This is a genomic window from Arthrobacter sp. NPDC080031 (assembly GCF_040702485.1).
In the GTDB taxonomy this organism is placed as follows: Bacteria; Actinomycetota; Actinomycetes; order Actinomycetales; family Micrococcaceae; genus Arthrobacter.
The window spans coordinates 1-25167 of the sequence record NZ_JBFBLA010000043.1 but is presented as its reverse complement, the minus strand read 5'-3'; the positions used below and the strand labels follow the sequence as shown (position 1 = coordinate 25167).

20 protein-coding genes and 1 pseudogene are annotated in these 25167 nt (G+C 64.9%); 13 read left to right on the top strand and 8 right to left on the bottom strand.

Features of this window, described 5'->3' with window-relative positions:
- Positions 1-1406, bottom strand: a 1406-nt coding sequence (locus AB0323_RS23130; protein WP_366179411.1) for a DUF222 domain-containing protein, incomplete at its 3' end; no start/stop codon positions are given.
- Between the two features lie 444 nt (positions 1407-1850).
- On the opposite strand from AB0323_RS23130, the gene pdxS reads away from it, so the two are divergent.
- On the top strand, positions 1851-2777 hold the full coding sequence (pdxS, locus tag AB0323_RS23125; RefSeq protein ID WP_306959754.1) for a pyridoxal 5'-phosphate synthase lyase subunit PdxS: 927 nt from the start codon (positions 1851-1853) through the stop codon (positions 2775-2777).
- A gap of 353 nt (positions 2778-3130) precedes the next feature.
- Here the strand turns inward: pdxS and AB0323_RS23120 are convergent, their stop codons facing one another.
- The 3 genes from AB0323_RS23120 to AB0323_RS23110 all read right to left on the bottom strand — a co-directional run bounded on the left by AB0323_RS23120 (position 3131) and on the right by AB0323_RS23110 (position 7259).
- A complete protein-coding gene (locus tag AB0323_RS23120) occupies positions 3131-5143 on the bottom strand; it encodes a M3 family metallopeptidase (RefSeq protein WP_366179410.1) in 2013 nt (670 codons plus the stop codon).
- Between the two features lie 71 nt (positions 5144-5214).
- Entirely contained in the window at positions 5215-5967 is a 753-nt protein-coding gene (locus AB0323_RS23115; protein WP_366179409.1) for a glutamine amidotransferase, read from the bottom strand.
- Entirely contained in the window at positions 5964-7259 is a 1296-nt protein-coding gene (locus AB0323_RS23110; protein ID WP_366179408.1) for a MurT ligase domain-containing protein, read from the bottom strand. The genes AB0323_RS23115 and AB0323_RS23110 overlap by 4 nt, the downstream gene beginning before the upstream one ends.
- A gap of 101 nt (positions 7260-7360) precedes the next feature.
- On the opposite strand from AB0323_RS23110, the gene pdxT reads away from it, so the two are divergent.
- The 9 genes from pdxT to AB0323_RS23065 all read left to right on the top strand — a co-directional run bounded on the left by pdxT (position 7361) and on the right by AB0323_RS23065 (position 17255).
- The gene (gene pdxT, locus AB0323_RS23105; RefSeq protein WP_236810687.1) at positions 7361-8062 is read left to right on the top strand and encodes a pyridoxal 5'-phosphate synthase glutaminase subunit PdxT; all 702 of its coding nucleotides are present in this window, start codon (positions 7361-7363) and stop codon (positions 8060-8062) included.
- Positions 8063-8065: 3 nt separating this feature from the next.
- Positions 8066-8821 (top strand): YebC/PmpR family DNA-binding transcriptional regulator, encoded by a 756-nt coding sequence (locus AB0323_RS23100; RefSeq protein WP_364540938.1) that lies wholly within the window; start codon positions 8066-8068, stop codon positions 8819-8821.
- Positions 8822-8866: 45 nt separating this feature from the next.
- A complete protein-coding gene (ruvC, locus tag AB0323_RS23095) occupies positions 8867-9445 on the top strand; it encodes a crossover junction endodeoxyribonuclease RuvC (RefSeq protein WP_078108969.1) in 579 nt (192 codons plus the stop codon).
- 103 nt (positions 9446-9548) lie between these two features.
- A complete protein-coding gene (gene ruvA, locus AB0323_RS23090) occupies positions 9549-10193 on the top strand; it encodes a Holliday junction branch migration protein RuvA (protein WP_366179407.1) in 645 nt (214 codons plus the stop codon).
- A complete protein-coding gene (gene ruvB / locus AB0323_RS23085) occupies positions 10186-11262 on the top strand; it encodes a Holliday junction branch migration DNA helicase RuvB (RefSeq protein WP_366179406.1) in 1077 nt (358 codons plus the stop codon). Before ruvA ends, ruvB begins: the two co-directional genes overlap by 8 nt.
- A gap of 190 nt (positions 11263-11452) precedes the next feature.
- Positions 11453-11836, top strand: coding sequence for a preprotein translocase subunit YajC (gene yajC, locus AB0323_RS23080; protein ID WP_366179412.1), 384 nt, complete (start codon positions 11453-11455; stop codon positions 11834-11836).
- Positions 11837-11945: 109 nt separating this feature from the next.
- Positions 11946-13700 (top strand): protein translocase subunit SecD, encoded by a 1755-nt coding sequence (gene secD, locus AB0323_RS23075; RefSeq protein WP_366179405.1) that lies wholly within the window; start codon positions 11946-11948, stop codon positions 13698-13700.
- On the top strand, positions 13700-14713 hold the full coding sequence (gene secF / locus AB0323_RS23070; protein WP_366179404.1) for a protein translocase subunit SecF: 1014 nt from the start codon (positions 13700-13702) through the stop codon (positions 14711-14713). Before secD ends, secF begins: the two co-directional genes overlap by 1 nt.
- A gap of 148 nt (positions 14714-14861) precedes the next feature.
- The gene (locus AB0323_RS23065) at positions 14862-17255 is read left to right on the top strand and encodes a bifunctional (p)ppGpp synthetase/guanosine-3',5'-bis(diphosphate) 3'-pyrophosphohydrolase (protein ID WP_364540959.1); all 2394 of its coding nucleotides are present in this window, start codon (positions 14862-14864) and stop codon (positions 17253-17255) included.
- Between the two features lie 11 nt (positions 17256-17266).
- Here the strand turns inward: AB0323_RS23065 and AB0323_RS23060 are convergent, their stop codons facing one another.
- The 3 genes from AB0323_RS23060 to AB0323_RS23050 form a co-directional block, all read right to left on the bottom strand.
- Positions 17267-17911, bottom strand: coding sequence for a hypothetical protein (locus AB0323_RS23060; RefSeq protein WP_366179403.1), 645 nt, complete (start codon positions 17909-17911; stop codon positions 17267-17269).
- A 106-nt stretch (positions 17912-18017) separates the two neighbouring features.
- The gene (locus AB0323_RS23055; protein WP_366179402.1) at positions 18018-19622 is read right to left on the bottom strand and encodes a DUF349 domain-containing protein; all 1605 of its coding nucleotides are present in this window, start codon (positions 19620-19622) and stop codon (positions 18018-18020) included.
- Positions 19623-19687: 65 nt separating this feature from the next.
- Positions 19688-20506 carry a peptidylprolyl isomerase gene (locus tag AB0323_RS23050; protein WP_366179401.1) on the bottom strand — a complete coding sequence of 273 codons (819 nt, stop codon included), beginning with the start codon at positions 20504-20506 and terminating at the stop codon, positions 19688-19690.
- A gap of 210 nt (positions 20507-20716) precedes the next feature.
- On the opposite strand from AB0323_RS23050, the gene hisS reads away from it, so the two are divergent.
- From hisS to AB0323_RS23035, 3 genes are all read left to right on the top strand, one after another.
- A complete protein-coding gene (gene hisS, locus AB0323_RS23045) occupies positions 20717-22075 on the top strand; it encodes a histidine--tRNA ligase (protein WP_366179400.1) in 1359 nt (452 codons plus the stop codon).
- Between the two features lie 105 nt (positions 22076-22180).
- Entirely contained in the window at positions 22181-23965 is a 1785-nt protein-coding gene (aspS, locus tag AB0323_RS23040; RefSeq protein ID WP_364540973.1) for an aspartate--tRNA ligase, read from the top strand.
- A 96-nt stretch (positions 23966-24061) separates the two neighbouring features.
- On the top strand, positions 24062-24832 hold the full coding sequence (locus tag AB0323_RS23035) for a GNAT family N-acetyltransferase (protein ID WP_366179399.1): 771 nt from the start codon (positions 24062-24064) through the stop codon (positions 24830-24832).
- Here the strand turns inward: AB0323_RS23035 and AB0323_RS23030 are convergent.
- Positions 24829-25167: pseudogene (locus AB0323_RS23030) on the bottom strand (hypothetical protein); the annotation flags it as partial. The gene AB0323_RS23035 and the pseudogene AB0323_RS23030 overlap by 4 nt on opposite strands.

The window sequence follows — 25167 nt, the reverse complement described above, 5'->3', positions numbered from 1 at the left end:
ACGCGGCCCTCGCTGCCGAGCAGGACGGGGATGATGTCCGCGTCGCAGGCGATCTTGCGGATGACCGAGGGGTGGATCGGGCCCTGGAACGTGGACGCGCCGCTGCTGAGGCGCGGGCCGGCGGGCGTTTCGCCGTCGACGCGCCCGCGGTCGACGCGCCCGCGGTCGACGCGCCCGAGGCGCCCGAGGAGGTCTTGGTAGTCGATGGTCACCATCACCTGGGGCCGGAGGCCGCCGTTCGCGGGCAGCTCGCCGGTGGCCAGGGCCACGGCACAGGCGCCGGTGAGTCCGTCCAGGAGTTTCTGGGCCCGGGAGCGGCGGTCCAGCTCGGTGCCGGTGCCGGTGCCCTCGGTGCCGGCGGTGCCGGGCTGGAGGCGCGGGTTGGCGGCGGTGTTCATGGCGGTGGCGAGGGTTTCGAATTGTTCGGCCGTGGCGAAGATTTCCAGGTGGTGCAGGCCGCGGCGGGGTTTGCGGATGAACGCTCCCTGGCGGTGGCGTAGTTCGTCCTCGCCGGGTTCGGTTCCGTCCTGGTCGATGGCATCGACCCAGCGTCCGGCCATCCGGGAGACGAAATCGGGGTCCCTTTGGGCCGCGGTGCTGGTCAGGGAGTGTTCCATCTGCCGGGTGGTTTCGGCGTCGGCGAGGTGCCGTACCTGGTCCAGGGCCGTACTGATCACGGTGGCCGAGCGGGACGGGACGGCTGCCGAGGACAGGGCCGCGGCGAGCACCCCGTGGCGGGCGGGGAGGTCCTGCCCGGCGATCCCGGTCTGCGGGAGCACGACGGCGGCCAGTGCGAGCCGGCGCCTGGCTTCGCCGATGCCGATCCGCAGCCTGGCGCGCAGGAATTCGGCCGCGTTCCGGTACCCGTCATCGACCGCGTCAGCCCCCTCCGCAACGCAGGCTGCTGCCGTGAGGCCGGCAGAGCCTTCCGGGCCGGCCGCGGCTGCCGTATCGGCTTCAGTTCCCGCGGCCGCCGCATCGGCTTCAGTTCCCGCGGCCGTGGACTCCGTCCAGCCGGTCCGCCACCCCGGCGCCGGGGATGACTGCCGTGCCGCCTGGGCTTCGCTCCGGGTCCGCTCCACAGCCCCGGCCGCGACGAGCTGCAAAAACTCGACCGTGCGGGAGATCTCCTCGACCGTGCCGGCGAAATCGGCGGCATCACGGAAACCGAACGCGCGGGCCTCGGAGACGGCCGCAGTGCGCAGCGCATCCATCGCCGCCAGCGTCTGATCAAGGGCTGTTGCCGGGGACGTCGCGGCCCGCGGCGGCACGGATGCCGGGCTTTCCTGCCCGGCATGCCAGGCAGGAACGGGCTTCAGGCGGCGGGACAGACGTCCCAACGCCGGATTCCCGAGCTCGGGCGCGACTACTGCCCGACGTGCCACGAGTTGACCGATGCCTTCCATGAATAAACCCTGTCACGGGGGTCTGACATTTAAGGGCCCCTGCGCTGCCAATCGACGCCGTGAAAAGCGAAACAAGGAAAACAGGTCTCAAAAATCAGGTGTTGAGGTCCCAATGAACCCGGATCGCCTCGGCGATGGTACCCGCTGACGCACTCAGAATCGCCGACGAATTCCCGTGCCTTCACCCCGGCGACGAATGTGATGCCGGTAATTGGTACCTGAAGTATCACGACACGCCGGGCCCATATCAGGCGGTCTGCGGCGTCCACCGGTGCCGGCGGAACTGCGTGGCCGAAGCTGGTAATCAAGTACGACGGGTCCAGCGCAGGGGACTAGTATTGAAGGTACTTGGTCAATGTGACCTGGAAATCCGGTGTGCGCTGTGTGTGGCCCCTGTCCGCCTGCGCCCCGGCCAAGGTCTTCTATCTACCCATAGGGGTTTTTGTGTCTACACCTGATGTAAGCAACGAAGCCGGTTCGTCCGCAGCCAGCGTTACGGGCAGCAGCCGCGTCAAGCGCGGCATGGCCGAGATGCTCAAGGGCGGCGTCATCATGGACGTCGTCAACGTCGAGCAGGCCCGCATCGCCGAAGATGCCGGTGCCGTGGCCGTCATGGCGCTCGAGCGGGTTCCCGCCGACATCCGCGCCCAGGGCGGCGTGTCCCGCATGTCGGACCCGGACATGATCGACCAGATCATCGCCGCCGTGTCCATCCCCGTGATGGCCAAGGCCCGCATCGGCCACTTCGTCGAGGCGCAGGTCCTGCAGTCCCTGGGCGTGGACTACATCGACGAGTCCGAGGTCCTGACCCCGGCCGACTACACCCACCACATCGACAAGTGGAACTTCACGGTTCCCTTCGTCTGCGGTGCCACCAACCTCGGCGAGGCGCTGCGTCGCATCAACGAGGGCGCAGCGATGATCCGCTCCAAGGGCGAGGCCGGCACCGGCGACGTTTCCAACGCGACCACCCACATGCGCCAGATCCGTGCCGAGATCCTGCGGCTCTCCACCCTGCCCGAGGACGAACTGTACGTCGCGGCCAAGGAACTGCAGGCCCCGTACGAGCTCGTCAAGGAAATCGCCGCAACCGGCAAGCTCCCCGTCGTGCTGTTCACCGCCGGCGGCATCGCCACCCCGGCCGACGCTGCCATGATGATGCAGCTCGGTGCGGACGGCGTGTTCGTCGGTTCGGGCATCTTCAAGTCCGGCAACCCGGCCCAGCGTGCCGCCGCCGTGGTCAAGGCCACCACGTTCTTCGATGACCCCGACGTCATCGCCAAGGTCTCCCGCGGCCTGGGCGAAGCCATGGTGGGCATCAACGTCGAGGAAATCCCCGAACCCCACCGCCTCGCCGAACGCGGCTGGTAAGTCTCGCCGTACGGGAGAGCGCGCCGTACGGCGCTGATCCTCGGCGCGCTTGATTGGCGCGCCGTACGGCGCTGATCCTCGGCGTGCTATTCCCCGCGATCCGCTGCCGCGGCTTTGCCGCGACTCGGGGCGGGGGCCCTTTTACGCACGCTGCCGGATCACACCGTCCATCGGCTCGCGCTGCCGGATCACACCGTCCATCGCCGCACGCTGGCGCTAATCACGACGCCGGCCGGTCACCTTCCACGGTGACCGGCCGGCGTCGTGCGTTAACCCAAGTAACTCGCAGTTGCTGTCGTTATGAGACTCCATAACGACACCTACTGCCAGTCAGTTGGGTGGGGCCAGCTCTGCTACTCGAGTCCGCGGCGTTTGAGGAGCGGATCCAGGGAGGCATCGCGTCCCCGGAGTGCGCGGAAGGATTCCAACGGATCCCGGCTGTTGCCACGGGAGAGCAGTTCCGAGCGGAATCGTTCGCCGTTGCCGCGCAGAAGCCCGCCACTTTCCGTGAACCAGTCCACCGTTTCCGCGTCCAGCACTTCACTCCAGATGTACGAGTAATACCCGGCTGCGTAGAAGTCCCCGGCGAAGATGTGCTGGAAGTACCCCGTGCGATACCGGGGCGGTATGAGGGAATGCGCCACGCCGGCCGCAGCCAATGCCTTGGCTTCGAAGTCCTGGGCATCCTGGGGAACGCCGTCTGCCTCCAGCACGTGCCAGGCCAGGTCCAAAAGGGCGGCGCCGAGGTACTCCGTGGTCGCGAAACCTTCGCCCCAGAGCTTGGACTCGTTGAGGCGTTCAACGATGTCGTGGGGGAGCGGTTCGCCAGTGGCGTGGTGCCGCGCGTAGTTGCCGATTATCCCGGGCCACATGATCCACATCTCGTTGACCTGTGACGGATACTCCACGAAGTCCCGGGGGACCGAAGTTCCGGAAAACCGTGGATACGTGACGTTGGAGAAGAGCCCGTGCAATGCATGGCCGAACTCGTGGAATGCGGTCCGGACCTCGTCCAGGGTGAGAAGGGTCGGTTCTCCGGCTGGCGGCTTGGAGATGTTCAGGTTGTTGATCACCACTGGCTTGGTACCCAGCAGGGCTGATTGTTCGACGAGCGAGTTCATCCAGGCGCCGCCGCGCTTGGAGTCACGCGCGTAGTAGTCGCCCAGGAAAAGGCCCAGCTCGGAGCCGTCCTCGTTTCGCACTTCCCAGACGCGGACGTCGCGGTGGTACCCCTTGAGGTCTAGCCGCTCGTGGAAAGTAATGCCGAAGAGGCTCGTGGCTGCGAAGAACACGCCGTCCACCAGCACCCGGTCCAATTCGAAATAGGGCCGTAGCAGCTGCTCGTCCACCTCGTACCGTTCCCGCCGGACTTTCGAGGAGTAGTACGCCCAGTCCCACGCTTCCAGCGGGTGCCCTGCGCTCTGCGCCAGGGCAGCCGCTTCGGCGTCCGCGTTGCGGATGGCGGCGGGAGCGAGCCGGTTGAGCATCGCCTGAACGGCCGCGAAATCGAGTGCGGTCTGGCGGTCGATGACCAGTTCGGCGTAGTTACCGAACCCTAGAAGGGCCGCCTTCTCGGCCCTCAAACGCGCCATCGCCTTCGCCAGTTCGAGCACGTCCAGGCTGCCGCCGTCGCTGCCCCGAGCGATGGACGCCTCATAGAGGCGGCGCCGGAGCTCGCGGTTCTGCAAAGAAGCCAATGCGGGCTGGTTGCTCGGCTGGATGAGGGTCAGGAGGTATTTCCCCTCGTGTCCGGCAGTGCGTGCTGCCTCGGCAGCGCTGGCGATGTCGTCCGCTGGCAGGCCGGCAAGTTCCGTGGCGTCATCGACCAGAAGTGCAGCGGCCTTCATGGCTTCCTTGACGCGTTGCCCGTACTCAGTTCCCAATCGGGAGAGCTCTGCATTGAGGCTCTTGAGCTTTTCCTGGTCATCTTGATCAAGCTGGATCCCGGACTGCCGGAATTCGCGGAGATACTCCTGCACCAGCCGGATGGATTCTTCGTCAAGCCCCGAGGTGTCTATGGCTGCGAATCGCTCGTACAGTCCGCGGTTGAGGTACACCGCGTCCTGGTGGCTCGCGAAACGGGGAGACAGCTCGGTTTCGAGTTCGCGGATGGCCTCGGAGGCATCGGCGGAAACCAGTGTGAAGAAAGCTGCCGCCGCCCGCTCCAGCAGGCGGCCGGAGCGTTCCATGGCATCCGCCGTGTTTTCGAAGGATGCAGGCTCCGGATTGTCCACGATGGATTGGATCTCGGCCAGGTGCCCAGCGAGGCCGGCATCGACTGCTTCGGCGTAGTGGCTGTCCTGGATCGTTGCGAAGGGAGGCAATCCGAAGGGAAGGGTGCTCGGCTCCAACAGAGGGTTCGTCATGAAGCAACCCTTTCATGCAGGGCGCCCGCCCACAACGCTTTTCCTTATGTCAGCTCGGTGTCAGTGCGGTGTTAGCGCGGCCGCCGCGCCGCGTGTTCGCGCGCGAGGCGGGCGAAGCCGTCGTCGGGCGTTCCGGGCACGAAAGTGCCGTACTTGCGTTCGACGGCGGTCCGGATCAGGAAATCGGCGATGGCAGGGTTCTTGGGAAGCAAGGAACCGTGCAGGTAGCTGGCAACCACATTCCGGTGCCTGGCGCCTTCATGGTTGTCTTTGCTGTTGTTCCCGGCACCCTTGGAGACGGTGCCGAGGGGCTCGACGCCGGGACCGAGGGAGGTCTGCCCGCTGTGGTTTTCGTAGCCCATGATTTCGCCGAACTCCGGTGAGGTGAGCGTGACGTTTCCGATGAGGCGTTCATCGGTGCCGACCGTCTCCACATCCAGGATGCCGATGCCGGGGATGATGGGGCCGCCCTTGGTCTTGAAGAACTTCCCGAAGAGCTGGTAGAGCCCGCAGATAACCAGCATGGGGGTTCCGTCCTCGGCCATCTCACGCAGTTGCCCGGCGCGTGCCTGGAGATCGTCCTGGATGACTAGCTGCCCGCTGTCCTGGCCACCGCCGCCCACAATGAGATCCACATCTTCGGGGAAGTCGTCGCCCACGTTGTACTCAAGGAGCTCAGGCGTGTAACCGTGCCAGCGCAAGCGCTGCCGGAGGACGAGCGCGTTGCCCCAGTCGCCGTAGATGTTCATGTCACGCGGATACAGCTGGAGGACCCGGACCGTTCCCTTGCTCGCGTGAACGGCGGCGTCTTCGGCCGGGGTCATGAGACCACCTCTACTGTGGTGATTTTGGAGAGTTCGCGCCGGATGGCCAACATCGCTGTGTACGTGCAGAACACGCGTTTCGGCTTGCCCGCCGACCCGCGGATGAATTCAGCCAGCGCGGCGGGGATGTCCGTGTCCACTGAGCCGAAGCGGACCTCGTCGTACTGGAGGCGCAGGGCCATGTCGTAGGCGCGGACGCCGCTAAGGACCTCGACGCCGTCCTCGCGCAAGGATTCGAAGTCAACGTCCCAGAGCCACGACATGTCACGGCCGTCGGCATAGTTGTCGTTGATGGCGATCATGGACGCGTAGCCCTTGGCCGGGAAGGACTTCAGGCCAAGGCGGAAACCGCTCGGGTTCTTCACCAGCACCAACTCAAGGGGCTGGCCATCCACCGTCAGGCTCTCGCCGCGGCCAAATGCCGGAGCGACCTCGGAGAGCGCCTTGACCAGCTTGGCAGCGTCGCCGGGCCTTCCGCTTGCACCGGTGATGCTCCTGGCGAGCACCAACGCGGCGGCGGCATTGAAGATGTTGTAGACGCCGCGGAGTTTCATGTGCGTCGACACGCTGGTTCCGTTGAACTCGAAGTCGGCGTCGTCGGCACCGACCCGGCGGAGTACGACGTCGGCCGCCGGGGAGTCGGGAACGTCGCCGCGGGGTGTGGTTCCCTGAGCCGCGGACCGCATGTCGTCGTCGTTCGGGAAGGTGCTCCGGAGCGATTCGTCCAATCCGAAGTACAGCACCTCGGGGCCGCTGACGGCTTCGGCAATACGGGCTACCCGAGGGTCTTCGCGGTTCAGGACCACGGTGCCGGTGGTGCGCTCGGCGATGCGCTGGAGAAGCATCGCGGTGGCGTCGATTTCGCCGAAGCGGTCCAGTTGGTCCCGCAGGACATTGAGGAGGAGGCAGTAGCGCGGCGGCACCTTGTTCACGAAATGCACGGCATGTGCTTCGTCGAGCTCCAATACCGCGACGTCGGCGTCCAACTTTCCGCGCCAGTCCACCTCACCCAGGAGAGCAGCTGCGACTCCACGGGTGAAGTTGCTGCCCGTCCGGTTGGTGAAGACCTTCAGGCCCTGGCTTTCCAGGAGCTCCACCACCATTTTCGTGGTGGTCGTCTTGCCATTGGTTCCGCTCACCACTGCCACGCCGTGGGGGAGCGAGGACAGCGTCCTCTGCATGAAGCCGGGGTCGATCTTCTCGACCACGAGGCCAGGCAACGCCGAACCCCCGCCGCGCAGCCGGGACACAGCACGGACCAGCTTGCCGAGTGGAACGGTGAACGAAAACATGCTCTGTAATATATCCCAGTTGGTGCATAAACCACGTGCCGTAGGCCTGCCTCGGGTTGGCGGGGGAGATCCCGGCAGTGGCAGCGCATTATGATGGTCGAATGACCAATCCCCCTTCCGAGGCGTCATCAAGCGTGGGCTCGGGCCTGCGCATCGGCGTCCTCGCACTACAAGGCGATTTTCGTGAGCACATCCACGCCGTCGAAGCGGCCGGTGCCACCGGCGTCGGCATCCGGCGTCCGGCGGAACTCGACGACATAGACGGCCTCATCATCCCCGGCGGTGAGTCGACCACCATCGACAAGCTGGCGCGCATCTTTGAACTCGCCGATCCCATCCGCAAGCAGATCGCGTCAGGCCTGCCGGTCTATGGATCCTGCGCCGGCATGATCCTGCTGGCGGACGACATCGCCGATCCCGCCACGGACCTCGCCGGAAATCCCCAGCAGACCTTCGGTGGATTGGACATCACGGTCCGCCGCAACGCCTTCGGCCGGCAGCGCGAGTCTTTCGAAACCGACCTTGACTTCAAAGGCCTCGAGTTCAGCGCAGGTGAGTCCGGCGTCGACCCCGTCCACGCCGTCTTCATCCGCGGACCGTGGGTGGAACGCGTTGGTCCCGGCGTCGAGATCCTTGCCCAGGTGGAACCGGGAAAAGCCACCCACACGGACACTTTGCACGGGTTGGCTAGAATTGTTGCAGTGCGCTCAGGTCGGTTGCTGGCCACCTCCTTCCACCCGGAAGTGACTGGGGAGAAGCGCGTGCATGAATTGTTTATTCGAATGATCAGAGGGGAAGTTTAAAGCATGTCAGGCCACTCCAAATGGGCGACGACCAAGCACAAGAAGGCCATCCTCGATAGCCGCCGCGCCAAGTCGTTCGCCAAACTGATCAAGAACATCGAAGTCGCGGCCCGCATGGGCGGACCGGACCTTGCCGGCAACCCCAGCCTGGAACTGGCTGTCACGAAAGCCAAGAAGACATCGGTCCCCGCTGACAACATCGACCGCGCCATCAAGCGCGGAGCCGGCCTTACCGGCGAAGTGGTCGACTACACGGAGATCATGTACGAAGCCCGGGGCCCGCAGGGTTCCGCCCTCCTGATCGAATGCCTCACGGATAACAAGAACCGGGCAGCCTCCGAGGTCCGGCTGGCTATCTCCCGCAACGGCGGCACCATTGCCGATCCGGGCTCCGTGAGCTACCTGTTCACCCGCAAGGGAGTCGTCAACCTCCCCAAGAACGGGCTCAGCGAAGACGACATCCTGATGGCCGTGCTCGACGCCGGAGCCGAGGAAGTCAAGGACAGCGGCGAGAACTGGGAAATCCACTCGGAGCCCACCGACCTCCCGGCCATCCGCGAAGCCCTCAAGGAAGCCGGCATCGAGTACGAGACGGACGAAGCCGAATTCGTCCCTTCAATGCAGGTGCCGCTGGACCTCGACGGTGCGAAGAAGTTCATGAAGCTCGTCGATGCCCTCGAGGATCTCGACGACGTCCAGAACGTGTACACTAACGCGGACATGAGCGAGGAAGTCCAGGCTGCGCTCGAAGCCGAGTAGCGCCCTCTTGCAACACAGCTTCATAACAACCAGGGAGGCCCGGACTTGACTCTTCGCGTATTGGGAGTCGATCCGGGCCTCACCCGTTGCGGCATCGGAGTGGTCGACGTCGAACGGAACCGCCGCGCCACGATGGTTGCGGTCTGCGTCGTGGGAACCTCGCCGGAACAATCATTGGACCAGCGCTTGCTGGTCATCGCCAAAGCCATCGATGAATGGCTGGACCTGTACAAACCCGACGTTCTCGCGGTCGAACGGGTGTTCTCCCAGCTGAACGTCAGTACCGTCATGGGCGTCGCCCAGGCGTCCGGCGTAGTCATCGCGGCTGCTGCGCGGCGCGGCATCCCGGTGGCGCTCCACACGCCGTCGGAAGTCAAAGCTGCCGTCACGGGAAGCGGCACCTCCAACAAGGAAGCGGTGACAAAACTCATCACCAAGATCCTGCGTCTGGACGCCCCGCCGCGCCCGGCCGACGCCGCGGACGCTTTGGCCCTCGCAGTCACCCACGCGTGGCGGGCCGGCAGCGGTGCCGCAGTTGCTACTACCGGACCAGGGAGCAGCGCATTGACCCCCGCCCAGCGAGCGTGGGCTGAAGCCGAAGCGAAAGCGCGCCGCGCCCGGTAATTGTCCATGACCCTTGCTAGGGTATTCGTAGATATGTTCGGATATCCCCCGCGTGTTGGATGCAATCGCAGCATGCACGGGGCAGTACTTCAGGAGCCGGGTCTTGATCAGTTTTCTCCGCGGAACCGTGGCACACGTCAGTCTCTCCACGGCCGTCATCGATCTCAACGGTGCCGGAATGAGCGTCTACGCCACGCCCCAAACCCTCAGCCACCTGCACGTCGGCGAGGAAGCGAAGCTGTTCACCTCGTTGATCGTCAGGGAGGACTCCCTGACGCTTTTCGGTTTCTCGAACGACGACGAACGGGAAGTTTTCGATGTCCTGCTCAGCGTGAGCGGGGTGGGGCCGCGGCTGGCCCTCGCAGTCCTGGCCGTCCATGAGCCTGAAGCGATCCGGGTGGCCGCCCATTCCGGTGACGCCAAGTCCTTCACCAAGGTCCCCGGCATCGGTCCGAAGGTGGCCGGCAGGATCGTCCTGGAGCTTGCGGGCAAACTCATTCCCCATGGCACCGCGCCGGGGACCGCCCCAGCCGTGGCCGCCGAGTCCGTCTGGAAGCCGCAAGTGGTCGCCGCAATGACAAGCCTCGGATGGTCGGAGAAGGACGCCGCCGGCAGCATCGACAAGGCGATGGCCGATTCCCCGGAACTTGCCGACGCCGGCAACGTCGCACAGATCCTGCGTGCAACCCTTCGCTGGCTTGGGCAGGACGGCGCCCGCGCGGGAAACCGGGTAGGCAGCCGTGGCTGACCAGTCCCTCGTAACCGGGGGAGAGGAACCCGAAGAGCGCATCATCGAGGCCGCACTGCGCCCGAAGAACCTGCACGACTTCGTTGGCCAGCACCGTGTCCGCAAGCAGCTCTCGCTCGTACTGGAAGCCTCGAGGATGCGCGGCCGCAGCGCGGACCACGTCCTGCTTTCCGGCCCTCCAGGGTTGGGGAAGACCACGCTCTCCATGATCATCGCCGCTGAGATGAACGCTCCCTTGCGCATCAGCAGCGGGCCGGCGATCCAGCACGCCGGAGACCTCGCTGCCATCCTCTCCTCGCTCTCCGAGGGCGAAGTGCTCTTCCTCGACGAAATCCACCGGATGTCCCGGCCCGCAGAGGAAATGCTGTACATGGCCATGGAAGATTTCCGGGTGGACATCGTGGTGGGCAAGGGTGCCGGGGCAACTGCCATTCCGCTTGAGCTGCCGCCTTTCACCCTCGTGGGTGCCACCACGCGGGCCGGACTCCTGCCTGGACCGCTGCGTGACCGCTTCGGTTTCACCGGGCACTTGGAGTTCTATTCCGTGGCCGAGCTTGAGCTGGTTCTGCGTCGCTCGGCCGGACTGCTTGATTTGAAGGTGAACTCGGCCGGCTTCAGCGAGATCGCAGGCCGTTCCCGAGGAACTCCGCGTATTGCCAACCGGCTGCTGCGCCGTGTCCGGGACTGGGCATTGGTCCACGGCATCGAGCAGATCGATGCCCGTGCCGCCTCCGCGGCGTTGGACATGTATGAGGTGGACGAACGTGGCTTGGACCGCCTAGACCGTGCCGTCTTGGAGGCTTTGATCCTCAAGTTCAACGGGGGCCCTGTGGGGCTCTCCACCCTCGCGATCGCCGTCGGCGAGGAGCCGGAGACCGTTGAGACGGTGGCTGAGCCATATCTCGTGCGCGAGGGCCTCTTGGGGCGCACGCCGCGCGGCAGGATTGCCATGGCGTCCGCGTGGACCCACCTTGGTTACGCGGTGCCGGCAGGAGTGTTCGGGCAGGACCCGCTGGCGTTGTTCGAGGACAGCCAAAACGGGGCAGAAAGCATCGACACCGGCCGTTAGCACAATCCATTCAGCTTAACCCTCTAGACTGGTATGACACTCGGCACGTTCGAGTCCTTGGTTCTGTGCCCGCCCGTCGGAGCATTGTGCGGCCAGGTGGGCGAAAGCTCCACGGCCGCCGGATCCACCGGGCAGACATGGCCGTGAAACCAAAAACGTAAGTAAAGAACGGAACTTCCCTGTGGATCCAATGACAATCCTGCTGTTCGCCATGCTCGGCGTCTTCATCTTCATGATGTTCCGCCGCAACAAGAAGACGCAACAACAGCAGGCCAAGCTGCAGTCCCAGTTCGCCCCCGGCGTTGACGTCATGACCAGTTTCGGACTGTTCGGCCGAATCGTCTCGATGGACGACGCGGAGAACAAAGTTGTCCTTGAACTGTCTCCGGGCAACCTCGCCACGGTGCACCGCCAGGCCGTCACCAAGATTGTCGAGCCCGTCGAGGAGGCCGCGGTTGACGTTCCGGACGACGCGTCGTCGCTGACGGCCGCAGATGCCGATGCACCGGCGTCCCTGGAGACCCCGGAGGAAACCCTCAAGCGCCTCAACGATGAAGGCAAGAAGGACAACTAGCCCGTACCCGCTCTACAAGCGGGAATAGTTCTACGGCAATGAATCGCCGCCGGCCTGCGCTTACCAGTGCACGTCGGCGGCTGTTCCGTCATCAACAGGAAGATCGAACATGGCACGAACCGGCCACAAAAATGCAGCCCGCAGGGTGCTGATCTGGCTTGTCGCAATATTCGCTGTACTAACAGCAGTCCTCGGTGGCGGCGTCATCACTGGTCACGCCAGCTGGGCCCCGAAGCTCGCGCTTGACCTCGAGGGCGGCACGCAAATGATTCTCGCGCCCAAGGTCGAAGGATCCACCGGCATCAACGAAGAACAGTTGAACCAGGCCGTCGCGATTATCCGCCAACGTGTTGACAGCTCCGGCGTCGCCGAAGCGGAAATCACCACACAGTCCGGCCGTAACGTCGTGGTAAGCCTCCCCGGGACGCCAAGTTCGGAAACCCGTGCCCTCATCCAGGCATCTGCCGACATGAACTTCCGCCCGGTGATCACCACCGGAGACCCTGCGCCCGTTCCGGTAGCCTCGCGGACCCCGGACGCAAGCCTGCCCAAGCCCACGGCCGCGCCGACCAACGCCAGCGACAGCAACTGGGTGACAGCGGATGTCTACAAGGCCTTCGAAGCCCTGGACTGCGTCCATCCCTCCCAGGACAAGCAGCCGCGGTCAGATCCCGCCAAGCCGCTGGTGACCTGCGAGCCGGCAACGGCCAAAACTCCTGCAGTAAAGTACATCCTTGGCCCGGTCGAGGTGAAGGGCCAGGACATCGTGTCCTCCTCCTTTGATCCCGTCCAGGGCGCACAGGGCTCGGTCACCAATGCGTGGGGCGTGACGATCACCTTCGATGCCAACGCCACCAAGACCTTCAAGGACGTTACCCAGAGGCTCAACCAGTTCTACGTGGCATCGCAGGCGCAGGGCGGCAACGACCCCAAAGCCCAGTTCGCTATCGTCCTGGATGACCAGGTCATTTCCGCACCTCGCGCCCTTGCCGTCATCACCGATGGCAAGCCGCAGATCACCGGCAACTTCACGCAGGCGTCCGCGCAGGCCTTGTCGGACCAGCTTCGTTACGGCGCTTTGCCCATCAGCTTCGATATCCAGTCCGAAGAACAGATTTCCGCCACCCTCGGTGGCGAGCAGCTGCGCCTCGGCCTGCTGGCCGGTGTAATCGGGCTCCTGCTCGTGGTGGTCTATTCGCTCTTCCAGTACCGGGCCTTGGGCTTCGTCACGATCCTCTCCCTCGTGGTGGCCGGCGGACTCACCTACTTGGCCATCGCGATCCTTGGCTGGACTGAGAACTACCGGCTGTCCCTGGCCGGCGTGGCTGGCCTCATCGTGGCCATTGGCCAAACCGCCGACTCCTTCATCGTGTACTTCGAGCGTATCCGTGACGAACTTCGTGAGGGCAAGGGCCTCGTGTCCGCCGTCGCGAACGGGTGGAAGCGCGCCAAGCGCACGGTCCTTGCATCCAAGGCCGTCAACCTGCTCGCTGCCGTGGTGTTGTACTTCGTCGCTGTTGGCAACGTCCGCGGCTTCGCCTTCACTCTTGGCCTCACTGCACTGGCAGACCTCATGGTCGTATTCATGTTCACGCACCCCACGCTGCAGATGCTGGCCCGGACCAAGTTCTTCGGGGAAGGCCACCGCTTCTCCGGCCTGGACCCTGAGCGCCTGGGCGCCGTGCCGCTGTACCGCGGTGCCGGCAGGCTCCGCACGCCGACCGAGAAGCCCGCCGTCGTGCGCGCCCGCAACACCGGTGCTGCCGCGGAGGCCGAGCGCCGTATGACCATCGCCGAGCGCCGGCTTGCCGAGAAGCAAGCCCAGCTGGCTGGTTCTTCCAACGGCACCAAGGAGGAGAAGTAATGACCACGAGCTTCGCAAGGTTCGGCAACGAGCTCTATACGGGCAAGCGCTCTTACAACTTCGTATCCAGCAAGAAGATCTGGTTCATCATCGCCGCAGTCGCGGTGGCGATCTCCATCCTCCTGCCGGTGGTGAAGGGCGGCTACAACCTCGGAATCGACTTCCGTGGCGGTTCCGAGTTCACGGTGTCCAACGTGAAGACCACCGAGTCGGCCCCGGGCGAAAAGGCAGTCCACGACGTCGTTCCCGGTGCAGTTCCGCGCGTTGCGAACGTCGCCGGCAGCACCATGCGTATCCAGACCGACAAACTCAGCGATGACCAGACCATCAAGATCAAAACGGATCTCGCGAAGGCCTACGGAGTCACCGAAAACCAAGTCACCTCGACCTTCATCGGCCCCACCTGGGGGCAGGATGTCACCAAGCAGGCCCTGATCGGGCTCGCGGTGTTCGTGGGGCTGGCTGCTCTTTTGATGGCTTTGTACTTCCGCACCTGGAAGATGTCGGTTTCCGCGCTTGCCGGCATGCTCGTCACGATGTTCTGCACGGCCGGTATCTACTCCTTGAGCGACTTCGAGGTGACACCCTCGGCCATCATCGGCTTCCTGACGGTTCTCAGCTATTCCCTGTACGACACCGTGGTGGTTTTCGACAAGATCCGTGAAAACACCTCGGACATCACCACTTCCAGCCGGCGCACTTTCGCCGAAGAGGTCAACCTTGCCGTCAACCAAACCCTGGTGCGTTCCATCAACACCATGATGGTGGCAGTATTGCCGGTCGCCGCGATTCTCTTCATTGGTGCCGGACTGCTGGGCGCCGGCACGCTCCGGGACCTGTCACTGGCATTGTTTGTCGGCATCCTGATCGGTACCGCGGCCACGATTTTCATCGCGGCTCCGCTTTACGCCTGGCTGCGCCAGAGCGAACCCGATTTGCAGAAGCAGGCCAAGAAGGTAGCTACCCGACGCGCGGCAGCGGCCAGCGCGAGCTCGGAAGCCGCCGCCGTTTAGCCTGGTTTCCCAGTGCAGGGCCGGTCAGCGCTGAAGAGCGCTGGCCGGCCCTTTCCGTTCCTTGCTCCGTCATCTGGTTACCGGTTCTTGGACAGGTCACCGGCGGGAATAGACTGGGAGAATTAAGTCAGTCGTGAGAGGTGCTTTTGTGGAGGAACGTACGACGTCGGCGCCGCCGGCGGGCGGAGAGGACGGTCTGAGCCGCGTGCCCGGCACCGCAACTGCAGCTACGGGAAGCACCGTGGATGGTGTGCCCGTGGACAGCCCGGGCGTGCGCCCGACGTTCCCCGGACGGCGCGAGCGCACACGCTCCAGGCTGGCGAAATTGACTGGACGGGGCACGAGCACCTATTCGCCCATCCTCGAACCGCTCCTGCGTACTGTCAGGGCAAACAACCCCAAGGAAGACCTCGAGCTCATCCAGCGGGCCTTCTCCGTCGCCGAGCGCAGCCACCAGGGACAGAAGCGGAAGAGCGGCGATCCGTACATCACGCACCCCGTGGCTGTGGCCACGATCCTGGCTGAATTGGGGCTCACCGGCACAACCCTGGCTGCTGCGCTCCTGCACGACACTGTGGAGGACACTCCCTACACCCTCGCTGACCTGACGCGCGATTTCGGCCCGGAAGTCGCCATGCTCGTGGACGGTGTCACCAAGCTGGACAAGGTCCAGTTCGGTGAAGCGGCACAGTCCGAGACTGTCCGCAAGATGGTCGTCGCCATGGCCAAGGACATCCGGGTGCTGATGATCAAGCTCGCGGACCGGCTGCACAATGCCCGGACGTGGCGCTTTGTTTCCGCTGAATCATCCGCACGCAAAGCGCGCGAAACGCTCGAGATCTTTGCGCCGCTGGCCCACCGCCTCGGCATGAACACCATCAAATGGGAACTTGAGGATCTCTCCTTCGCCGCCCTGTACCCGAAGGTGTATGAAGAAATCGTCCGGATGGTGGGGGACCGCACTCCGGAGCGCGAGAAGAGCCTGAGCGTCATCCGCAACCAGATTGCCGAGGACCTCCGGGTCGCCCGCATCAAGGCCACCATCACGGGCCGGCCCAAGCATTACTACTCGATCTACCAGAAGATGATCGTCCGGGACAAGGACTTCGACGACATCAACGACCTCATGGGCGTGCGGGTCCTCGTGGACTCCGTCCGGGACTGTTACGCGGCTCTTGGCACCTTGCATTCGCGCTGGAACCCCTTGCCGGGGCGGTTCAAGGACTACATCGCCATGCCGAAATTCAACATGTACCAGTCCTTGCACACCACGGTCATCGGGCCCGGGGGCAAGCCCGTCGAGATCCAGATCCGTACGCACGAAATGCACCGCCGGGCCGAGTATGGCGTGGCGGCGCACTGGAAGTACAAGGACCAGCCCAACCGGACCGCCGTTGGCCCGGGGAGCCCCAAGGACGGCGACATGGGCTGGCTGCGTTCGCTGGTGGACTGGCAGCAGGAAACGTCGGATCCGGGCGAATTCCTGGACTCGCTGCGTTTTGAGATCAATGCCCGGGAGGTGTTCGTCTTCACCCCCAAGGGCGAGGTCATGGCCCTTCCCGCAGGATCGACGCCCGTGGACTTCGCCTACGCGGTCCACACCGAAGTCGGTCACCGGACCATCGGAGCCCGCGTCAACGGCAAGCTGGTCCCGCTTAACAGCGAGCTCAACCACGGCGACTGGGTGGAGATCTTCACCTCCAAGGCCGAAGGTGCAGGACCGAGCCAGGACTGGCAGCATTTCGTCAAGAGCGCCAGGGCCCGCAACAAGATCCGGCAGTGGTTCAGCAAGGAACGCCGCGAGGAGGCCATCGAGCGCGGCAAGGACCAACTGACCCGGGCCATGCGCAAGCAGAACCTGCCCCTGCAACGCCTCATGACACACGACGCCCTGTCCACGGTGGCGGAGGAATTCCACTACGTCGACATCTCCGGCCTGTATGCCGGGGTGGGCGATGGGCATACTTCGGCCCAATCCGTCATGGAAAAGCTCATGGAGCACCTTGGCGGCCATGAGACTCCCGATGAGGACCTGGACGAAGTCAGTATTCCCTCGCAACTCCAGAAGACCCGGTACTCGGACTCCGGCGTCATCGTGCGCGGTGTAGGGGACGTCTGGGTGAAGCTGGCCCGCTGCTGCACGCCTGTTCCGCCTGATCCGATCCTCGGGTTCGTGACACGGGGTTCGGGCGTGTCGGTACACCGCACGGACTGTACGAACGTCTCGGATCTCCGTGACCAGCCAGATCGGATCGTCGAAGTCGAATGGGCTCCGACCCAATCCAGCGTCTTCCTGGTGGAGATCCAGGTGGAAGCCCTGGACCGGAAGTCCTTGCTCTCGGACGTCACCCGGGTGCTGTCGGAAAACCACGTCAACATCCTGGCTGCTTCCGTCCACACCTCCAGCGACCGGGTTGCCATCTCCCGCTTCGCTTTCGAAATGGGCGATCCGAAGTACCTGCACCACGTGCTCAGTGCCGTTCGCAGGATCGACGGCGTTTTCGATGTCTACCGGACCACGGGGAACCGCAGGAGAAGCTGAGCTGCGGCACCTCAGGCGGCCGCCCCAGGCGGGACTGCATCGGCCTGCGGCGGGTCGGCGGTCAGAGCCAGCGCGGCGAGCTTGCGCAAAGCTGCCTTCTTGTGGGGCACCCTCGCGGACGCCTCCACCGCGAGTGTCAAGAGCCGTAGCCGGACACCCAACTCAGCGTGGGACAGCATCATTCGCAGCGCGGGCACGGCCCTGTCGGCTTCGACGTGAAGCGCCACATCCACGGCGGTCCGGAGCGGACTGGTCACGAGCAGCCCGCCGATGCTGACCACGTCCAATTGGCCCAGCCGGACTTCGTGCAGAATGCAGCCTCGGGCCGAACGCAGGCTCGATATACGGTGTTTGGCGTCCACCAGGAGCGAAAGCCTCTCGGGGGGATCTGCGCAACCGTAGATCCAGGCCGCCGTCATGCGGCCCGCAATGACCTTCCTGCGAATGCGATCCGGAACCACCAGGGCGGCCGCGCGGGCGCGGAGCCGAGGCGTGACGTCCAGCCCGGGAGGAGTGAAGCTCCGCTCGTAGAGCGGCGTGAGCACCCCGTCCGCCGCCATCGATTGAAGCTCGGCCCATGTGAACATCGGGCTAGGCGCGTACAGCTCCTGGGAAGGGAAGTCCTGTTGTTGCGGGGGCGGGAATCCTGGGGCCATTCAGCAATCATTGCGTGGCCGTCGCAACGGGAACAGGCCCCGTCCCGGTTATGTGGATAACCGGGACGCAGCCTGTCAGCTCGGGTAGTACTGTCAGCCCCTGCTGCTAGGCGAGATCACTCGCCGAGCGCTGGATCTGGTCAAGCCACGCCTCGCGGGCTTCCAGGGCCTCGCGGGCATTCTTGATGCGGCGCTGGTCTCCGGCCTTTTCGGCCTTTTCCAGGTCTTCCCTCAAGCCGGCGATTGCCGCCTCCAGCTGCGACAGGGCGCTGTTGGTGCGGGCCTTGGTCTCCGGGTTGCTCCGGCGCCACTTGTCCTCTTCGGCTTCGCGGACCGTGTCCTCAACCTTGCGCAGGCCGGCTTCGATCCTGCCCATGTCGGCGCGGGGGACCTTTCCGGCTTCTTCCCAGCGGTCACGGATCGACTGCAGGGCCTTCTTGGCAGCGTTGAGGTCCGTGATCGGCAGCAGGGCCTGGGCCTCGGCAATGAGAGCTTCCTTGACGGCAAGGTTCTGTGTGTACTGCTGGTCGATCTCATCGTTGGCAGCCTGGCGGTTGCTGAAGAAGACGTCCTGCGCAGCCCGGAACCGGAGCCAGAGGGCGTCATCGTCCTTGCGGCTGGCGCGGGGCGTAGCCTTCCACTGATCCATGAGCCGGCGGTATTCGCCCGCCGCGAAACCCCAGTCCGTGGAACTGGACAGGGCTTCGGCCTCGACTATCAGCTGTTCCTTGGCGACCTTCGCGGCCGAGTTGGTGCTGTCCAACTGGGAGAAGTAGGCACGGCGGTGGCGGTCGAAGATCGTACGGGCCGAGCGGAACCGCTTCCACAGTGCGTCCTCGTTGCTCCGTCCAAGCCGGATGCCGTTCTTCTGGGCTGTCTTCCAGCTCTCGAAGAGTTCGTTCATGCGGGCGCTGGACGTCTTCCACTGGACCTGGGACGGATCCTGGGAAGCGATGGATTCGGCTTCGGCAACGATCGCCTCGCGAGCCGCGAGCTCCGCGGAGCGGGCAGCGTCGTGCGCGGCCTTCTCGGACTTCTCCAATTCGGAAATCTGCCCGGCCAAGGCGTCGAGACGGGCTTCCGCAGCGCGGATATCGCCGACCATGTTTCGCTCGGCCAGCTGCTCGCGCAAGTGCTCGACCGTCTTCTGCATGTCCGTGGCCGGGGCCTTTGACTCCACGCGGTGTTCCATCAGAACGATCTGCGCGACCACGTCGTCGTACTTCCGGGCGAAGTATGCCAGCGCCTCGTCGGTGCTCACGCCGGGGTACTGTCCCACCGGCTGCTCTTCGCCGTCGATGGTCAGGAAGACGTGGCCGTCACCCTCGGCTCGCCCCCACTTGGCAGCTTCAGCCAGGGACACAGCCGTAGGCTGGGCTGCCGGCGCGGCTGGAATCACGCTGGCCGCGGCCTTCGGGCGGGCAGCGAATGCAGCGGGAGAAGGTGCATGCGGGGAGGCCGGGCGTGGCGCCGGAGAAGCAGGCTTGGGTGCGGGCTCGGCCGCGTCGGCTACCGGTGCGGGCTCTTCCGCGTCGGCTACCGGGGCAGCCGGCTCTTCAGTGGCAGCGGCGGGCCCAGCCTCGCCGGCAACCGGGACAGCCGGCTCTGCCGGGGCAGCTGCCTCGACGCCGCTTTGCCCAGCTGCGGAAGCCTGGATTTCTTCGTCGTTGGCCACTACTGCAGTTTCGTCGGATTTCTGACTGTCTGTCACCGCTAAAAGTCTTTCGCTTGGAGGGATTACTAAGGTAATGCGCCGTGGACCGTGGCCCGGGCTACTTACTTCAGAGAAAACGAGTCTATCGTGACAGCTGCCACAGGGGAGCCGTCGGTGGCGCTGCTACCCGGATTAATACCTGCCTGGGCAATCTTCGTCACGACATCCATGCCGCTCGTCACCTTGCCGACGATCGTGTACCCGCCCGCAGAATCCGGGGGGATGACCGTGTCCTTGTACACGATGAAGAATTGGTGGCCGTTGCCGTAGGCGTTGTTGCCGGTCCTCGCGACGGCGATGGTTCCGGCCTGGTACGTGTTGTTGGCCGGGGTGTTCTCCAGCGGTCCCCAATGGAAGTTGGGGTCATCGGTGGTGTCCGTCCCCTTGGCTCCGCACTGCAGCACCGAGAAGTTGTCGGCGGTGGTCAGTCGGGGGCATTTGAGCCCGCTGTAATAGCTCGCGTCAGTGAGGGATTTGAACACGGCCGCGGCCTGGGGAGCTGTTGTGCCATCGAGTTCGACGCCGATTGCCCCTCCGTTGAGGCTGAGCTGGCCGGTGAACGTCTTACCTGCGGCTGTGGAGGCGCTGGGAATGCCGGCACTGTTCGAGCCTGTCGCCGCGGGGGAAGCGGATGGTTTCGCAGAGGCCGACGGCGAACTCAGCCCGGCCTGCGCCGCTGCGAACTCCGATTCGCTCGGGTTCGAGTTGAACACCGTAAGTTGGAGCACGACGGCGGCAACCAGGGCGGCGGCGCCCACACTGACGGCGATCACATTGTCCCGGCGGCGGCGCTTGCCCTGTGCACGCCGAAGCTCGCGCTTGGCTTCCATCTGCCTGATGCGCCGTTTGGCTTCACGGTTGTCCCGCGGCCTTGTAGACAAGGGTCCTCCTGGTTGTCTGGACAAGCTTCCATCGCAAGCAAGCCAAACCCGGATGCCTGCATTAGATGTGCAGGCATCCGAAAGCATAAACTGGCTGCCGCACATAGTTTATGCATGACTGGCTGGACACCCGCCTAACCTGAGCCCAATCGGCCCGTGGTTCGTGGCCCCGGGTCCGGCCCGCGCAATCATTGAGGAGAAATTTCCACCATGGCCCGTACCGCCTCCCTGTCCGGATTCCCCGAGTGGCTTCCCCAGGAGCGGTTGGTGGAACTGCATGTGCTGGACACTTTGCGCAAGACGTTCGAACTCCATGGCTTCTCTTCGATCGAGACCCGCGCTGTGGAAACTGTCGGCCAACTCCTGCGCAAGGGCGAGATCGACAAAGAAGTGTACGGTCTGAGCCGCCTGCAGGAAGACGAGGACGCCTCCGGCAGCGAAAACGGAAAGTCGGACAAGGCTGATCCCAACGCCTTGGCCCTCCACTTCGACCTCACAGTGCCGTTTGCCCGCTACGTCGTCGAGAACGCCGGCTACTTGGCCTTCCCGTTCCGTCGCTACCAGATCCAGAAGGTGTGGCGGGGGGAGCGTCCCCAGGAAGGCCGCGCCCGCGAATTCACCCAGGCTGACATCGACGTCGTGGGCGACGGCGAGCTGCCTTTCCGGTACGACGTCGAGATTGCCCTCGTCATTGCGGAAGCGCTCAGCGCCCTTCCCATCCCGGACTTCCGCCTGCGGATCAACAACCGCAAGCTGGCCGAGGGCTTCTACCGCGGCATCGGCCTCACGGACACTGCAGGCGTGCTTCGCAGCATCGACAAGCTTGAGAAGGTCGGCGAAGCGAAAGTTGCCGAATTGCTCAGGACCGAGCTTGGCGCCACGGATGAGCAGGCGGCACTTGCCTTGAAGCTCGCAGCCATCCGCGCCGAGGACACGTCCTTCGTGGCGCAGGTGCGCGCCCTCGGTGTCTCGGACGAGCTTCTTGAAGAAGGCCTCAGTGAGCTCGAACAAGTCATCGAGGCTGCCGTGCAGCGTGCCCCTGGCAAGGTTGTTGCCGACCTCAGCATCGCCCGCGGCCTCGACTACTACACTGGCACCGTCGTCGAAACTGTCCTGGTAGGGCACGAGCAACTCGGCTCCATCTGTTCCGGAGGCCGGTACGACGCCCTCGCCAGCAAGGGCAACCGCAAGTTCCCCGGCGTCGGGCTGTCGATCGGCGTGACCCGCCTCGTCTCCCGCATCCTGAGCCAGGAATTCGCGACGGCGTCCCGCTCGGTGCCCACGGCAGTGCTAGTGGCCCTGAACAACGACGAGAGTTGGTCCGCCGCCCAGGACGTAGCGGCCCAGCTGCGCGGACGGGGGATCGCAACCGAGGTTGCGGCGAAGGCCGAGAAGTTCGGCAAGCAGATCAAGTTCGCTGACCGCCGAGGCATCCCGTTCGTCTGGTTCACGGACGACGACGGCAAGCACCAGGTGAAGGACATCCGCACAGGGGAACAAGTCGACGCGGATCCGGCGAGCTGGGAGCCGTCACCGGAGGATCTCCACGTCCGCATCACCACGCGCTAGGCACGGACCGCCGCCTCGTGGCGGCCACGCTTCAAGCTTGCGGGTAAACTCGAACGGGATCGTTTATAGCCATGATCCGCTGAAAATCATGTTGAAAGGAATGCTGTGCTGCGCACACATGACCTCGGATCCTTGCGTTCCGAGCACATTGGACAGACCGTCACCCTGGCAGGCTGGGTAGCCCGCCGGCGAGATCACGGTGGCGTAGCCTTCGTCGATCTGCGTGACGCGTCCGGTGTCGCCCAGGTGGTTGTCCGCGAGGAAGAGGTCTTCCACGGCCTGCGCAATGAATACGTGCTGCAGATCGTAGGCACCGTAAGCAAGCGTCCCGAAGGCAACGAAAACCCGCACCTCGCCACCGGTGAGATCGAGGTCATTGCCGAGAAAGTCGTGATCCTCAACACCTCGGATCCCTTGCCGTTCCAGATCGACGAGCACGTGGAGGTCGGCGAGGAAGCGCGCCTCAAGCACCGCTACCTTGATTTGCGCCGTCCCGGCCCCGCCCGGAACCTGCGCCTGCGTTCCGAGGCGAACCGCGTGGCCCGCGAATTGCTTCACCAGCAGGGTTACGTCGAGATCGAGACTCCCACGCTGACGCGCTCGACGCCGGAAGGCGCCCGGGACTTTGTTGTTCCGGCGCGTTTGGCCCCGGGTTCCTGGTACGCGCTTCCGCAGTCGCCGCAGCTTTTCAAGCAGCTGCTCCAGGTCGGCGGTTTCGAAAAGTACTACCAGATCGCCCGTTGCTACCGCGACGAAGACTTCCGTGCGGACCGCCAGCCGGAATTCACCCAGCTCGACATCGAAGCCAGCTTCGTTGACCAGGACGACGTCATTGCGCTCGGCGAAGGCATCGTCAAGGCGCTGTGGCAGCTGATCGACGTCGAAATCCCGACGCCGATCCGCCGCATGACGTACCACGAGGCCATGGCCAAGTACGGTTCCGACAAGCCGGACCTGCGCTTCGGCCTGGAGCTCACTGAATTGACGGAGTTCTTCAAGGACACGAACTTCGGCGTCTTCAAGGCGCCCTACGTAGGCGCCGTCGTCATGCCCGGCGGAGCCTCGCAGGCCCGCCGCGCCCTGGACGCCTGGCAGGAGTGGGCCAAGCAGCGTGGCGCCAAGGGCCTCGCCTACGTGCTGTTCAAGGAAGACGGCGAGCTCACGGGTCCCGTTGCCAAGAACCTCACGGACACCGAGCGTGCCGGCCTGGCCGACGCGGTGGGCGCCAAACCCGGCGACTGCATCTTCTTCGCCGCCGGCGAGAAATCTCCGTCCCGCGCACTGCTGGGCGCCGCCCGCGTCGAGATCGGCCACCGCACCGGCCTGATCGATCCCAAGGACTGGGCTTTCGTCTGGATCGTGGACGCGCCGATGTTCGAACCCGCAGCCGCAGCGGTCGCCTCAGGTGACGTCGCGGTGGGTGGCGGACAGTGGACGGCCCTGCACCACGCCTTCACCTCCCCGAAGCCGGAGTTCCTGGACTCCTTTGACAAGGACCCGGAATCGGCCCTGTCCTACGCCTACGACATCGTGTGCAACGGCAACGAAATCGGCGGCGGATCCATCCGTATCCACGAGGCCGATGTCCAGGAGCGCGTTTTCGAACTCATGGGCCTGGACAAGGAAGACGCGCAGACCAAATTCGGCTTCCTCCTTGAGGGATTCAAGTACGGCGCACCTCCCCACGGCGGCATGGCCTTCGGTTGGGACCGCGTGGTGGCCTTGCTGGCCGGCGTGGACTCGATCCGCGACGTCATCGCTTTCCCGAAGTCGGGCGGCGGCTATGACCCCCTGACCGCTGCTCCTGCGCCCATCACGGCGCAGCAGCGCAAGGAAGCCGGCGTCGACTTCAAGCCTGAGGCCAAAGCGCAGGCAGCCAAGTCAGAGTAGCTTGAAACCTTAGTAGTAGCCGAAGGCCTCCGCAATTGCGGGGGCCTTCGGCGTCGCATGGGCGACTGATTTTGAGGAGGACGCGTGGCGCAGGAAATGAGCCTTTCATTGATTGAGGAGCTGATGGACCGGGCGTGGCCCGCCCCGGACCGTGAGGACACCGGGGGATGGGTCATGCGGGCCGCCGATGGTGTCACCCAGCGGGCAAACTCGGTGTGGCCGCGGGAACAGGCGCGTGACGACGAGTCGGCACTACGAGCCGCCACGCAGTGGTACCGGTCCCGACGCCTGCCGCTGATCGTCCAGGTTTTCGACGACGAACGGAGCGCAGGGCTCAACGCGGTGCTTGATGCGCAGCGATTCACCCGGCAGTCGGAGACCCTCATCATGGTCCGCCCGGCCGGCACTCTTTCCGGTGCCCCGCGCGACGGGTGGCCGAACGACATCGAGATCTCCGAAGAGCCTTCCGAAGAGTGGCTCCGGCTCTGGTGGTCGGTGGACGGTCGCGGGGGAGACGCCGAGCTGGAGATTGCGCGCAAGATCCTCGTGTCGTGCCCCGCGGTCTATGCCCTCGTCAGGGGCCACGACGGCGCCCCGGCCGCCGTCGGGCGCCTCGCCCTTGTGGACGGCAAGGGAGGCATCTACTGCATGGCAACCGCGGCCGGACACCGTCGGCAAGGCTTCGGGCGACGGGTGCTCGACACGCTTCTGGAAGCGGGAAGCCGCCAAGGCGTGGCCGGGTTCTGGCTCCTGGTGATGGCCTCGAATACCGGCGCCCAGGCCCTGTACGAGGGCGCCGGTTTCGCAGAGCACGGCAGGTACCTGTACCGGCAGGCACGGCCCCGGCCGGCGTTGTCGGGCTGCTAGCGGGACCGGGCGCTTTGGAACGCGTCGCATTCGGGGAAGGGGTCGTTCAGGGTCGCTGGCCAGTCCGGCTCGCCTGGGTCGTCCATGTCGTCGGGGTCGGGGTCGGGCCAGGGGTGTGCGGCCGTGAAGGAGGACCAGTCGGGGAAGGGGTCCGGGTCCGTGCCGGTGTCGGTGATCGGGAGGTGGTGGGGCCAGCGGGGTGGTTCCCAGTCCTGGTGTTCGCCGGGGTAGTGCCGTTGCGAGGGGGAGGTCCACCCGGGCGGGTGGTTTTTGCCGGCCGGGGTGGGGGTCCATCCGGTGCGGTGTTTGAGGCGGTGGTGTTTGGGGCAGGGTTG

Bases quoted from the DNA above. Each gene is read 5' to 3' on its own strand.
- AB0323_RS23120 (WP_366179410.1), bottom strand. From the start codon at position 5,143: ATGACGAACCCTCTGTTGGAGCCGAGCACCCTTCCCTTCGGATTGCCT.
- AB0323_RS23060 (WP_366179403.1), bottom strand. From the start codon at position 17,911: ATGGCCCCAGGATTCCCGCCCCCGCAACAACAGGACTTCCCTTCCCAG.
- AB0323_RS23110 (WP_366179408.1), bottom strand. From the start codon at position 7,259: ATGTTTTCGTTCACCGTTCCACTCGGCAAGCTGGTCCGTGCTGTGTCC.
- AB0323_RS23115 (WP_366179409.1), bottom strand. From the start codon at position 5,967: ATGACCCCGGCCGAAGACGCCGCCGTTCACGCGAGCAAGGGAACGGTC.
- secF (WP_366179404.1), top strand. From the start codon at position 13,700: ATGACCACGAGCTTCGCAAGGTTCGGCAACGAGCTCTATACGGGCAAG.
- hisS (WP_366179400.1), top strand. From the start codon at position 20,717: ATGGCCCGTACCGCCTCCCTGTCCGGATTCCCCGAGTGGCTTCCCCAG.
- AB0323_RS23035 (WP_366179399.1), top strand. From the start codon at position 24,062: ATGAGCCTTTCATTGATTGAGGAGCTGATGGACCGGGCGTGGCCCGCC.
- pdxT (WP_236810687.1), top strand. From the start codon at position 7,361: ATGACCAATCCCCCTTCCGAGGCGTCATCAAGCGTGGGCTCGGGCCTG.
- yajC (WP_366179412.1), top strand. From the start codon at position 11,453: ATGACAATCCTGCTGTTCGCCATGCTCGGCGTCTTCATCTTCATGATG.
- AB0323_RS23100 (WP_364540938.1), top strand. From the start codon at position 8,066: ATGTCAGGCCACTCCAAATGGGCGACGACCAAGCACAAGAAGGCCATC.
- secD (WP_366179405.1), top strand. From the start codon at position 11,946: ATGGCACGAACCGGCCACAAAAATGCAGCCCGCAGGGTGCTGATCTGG.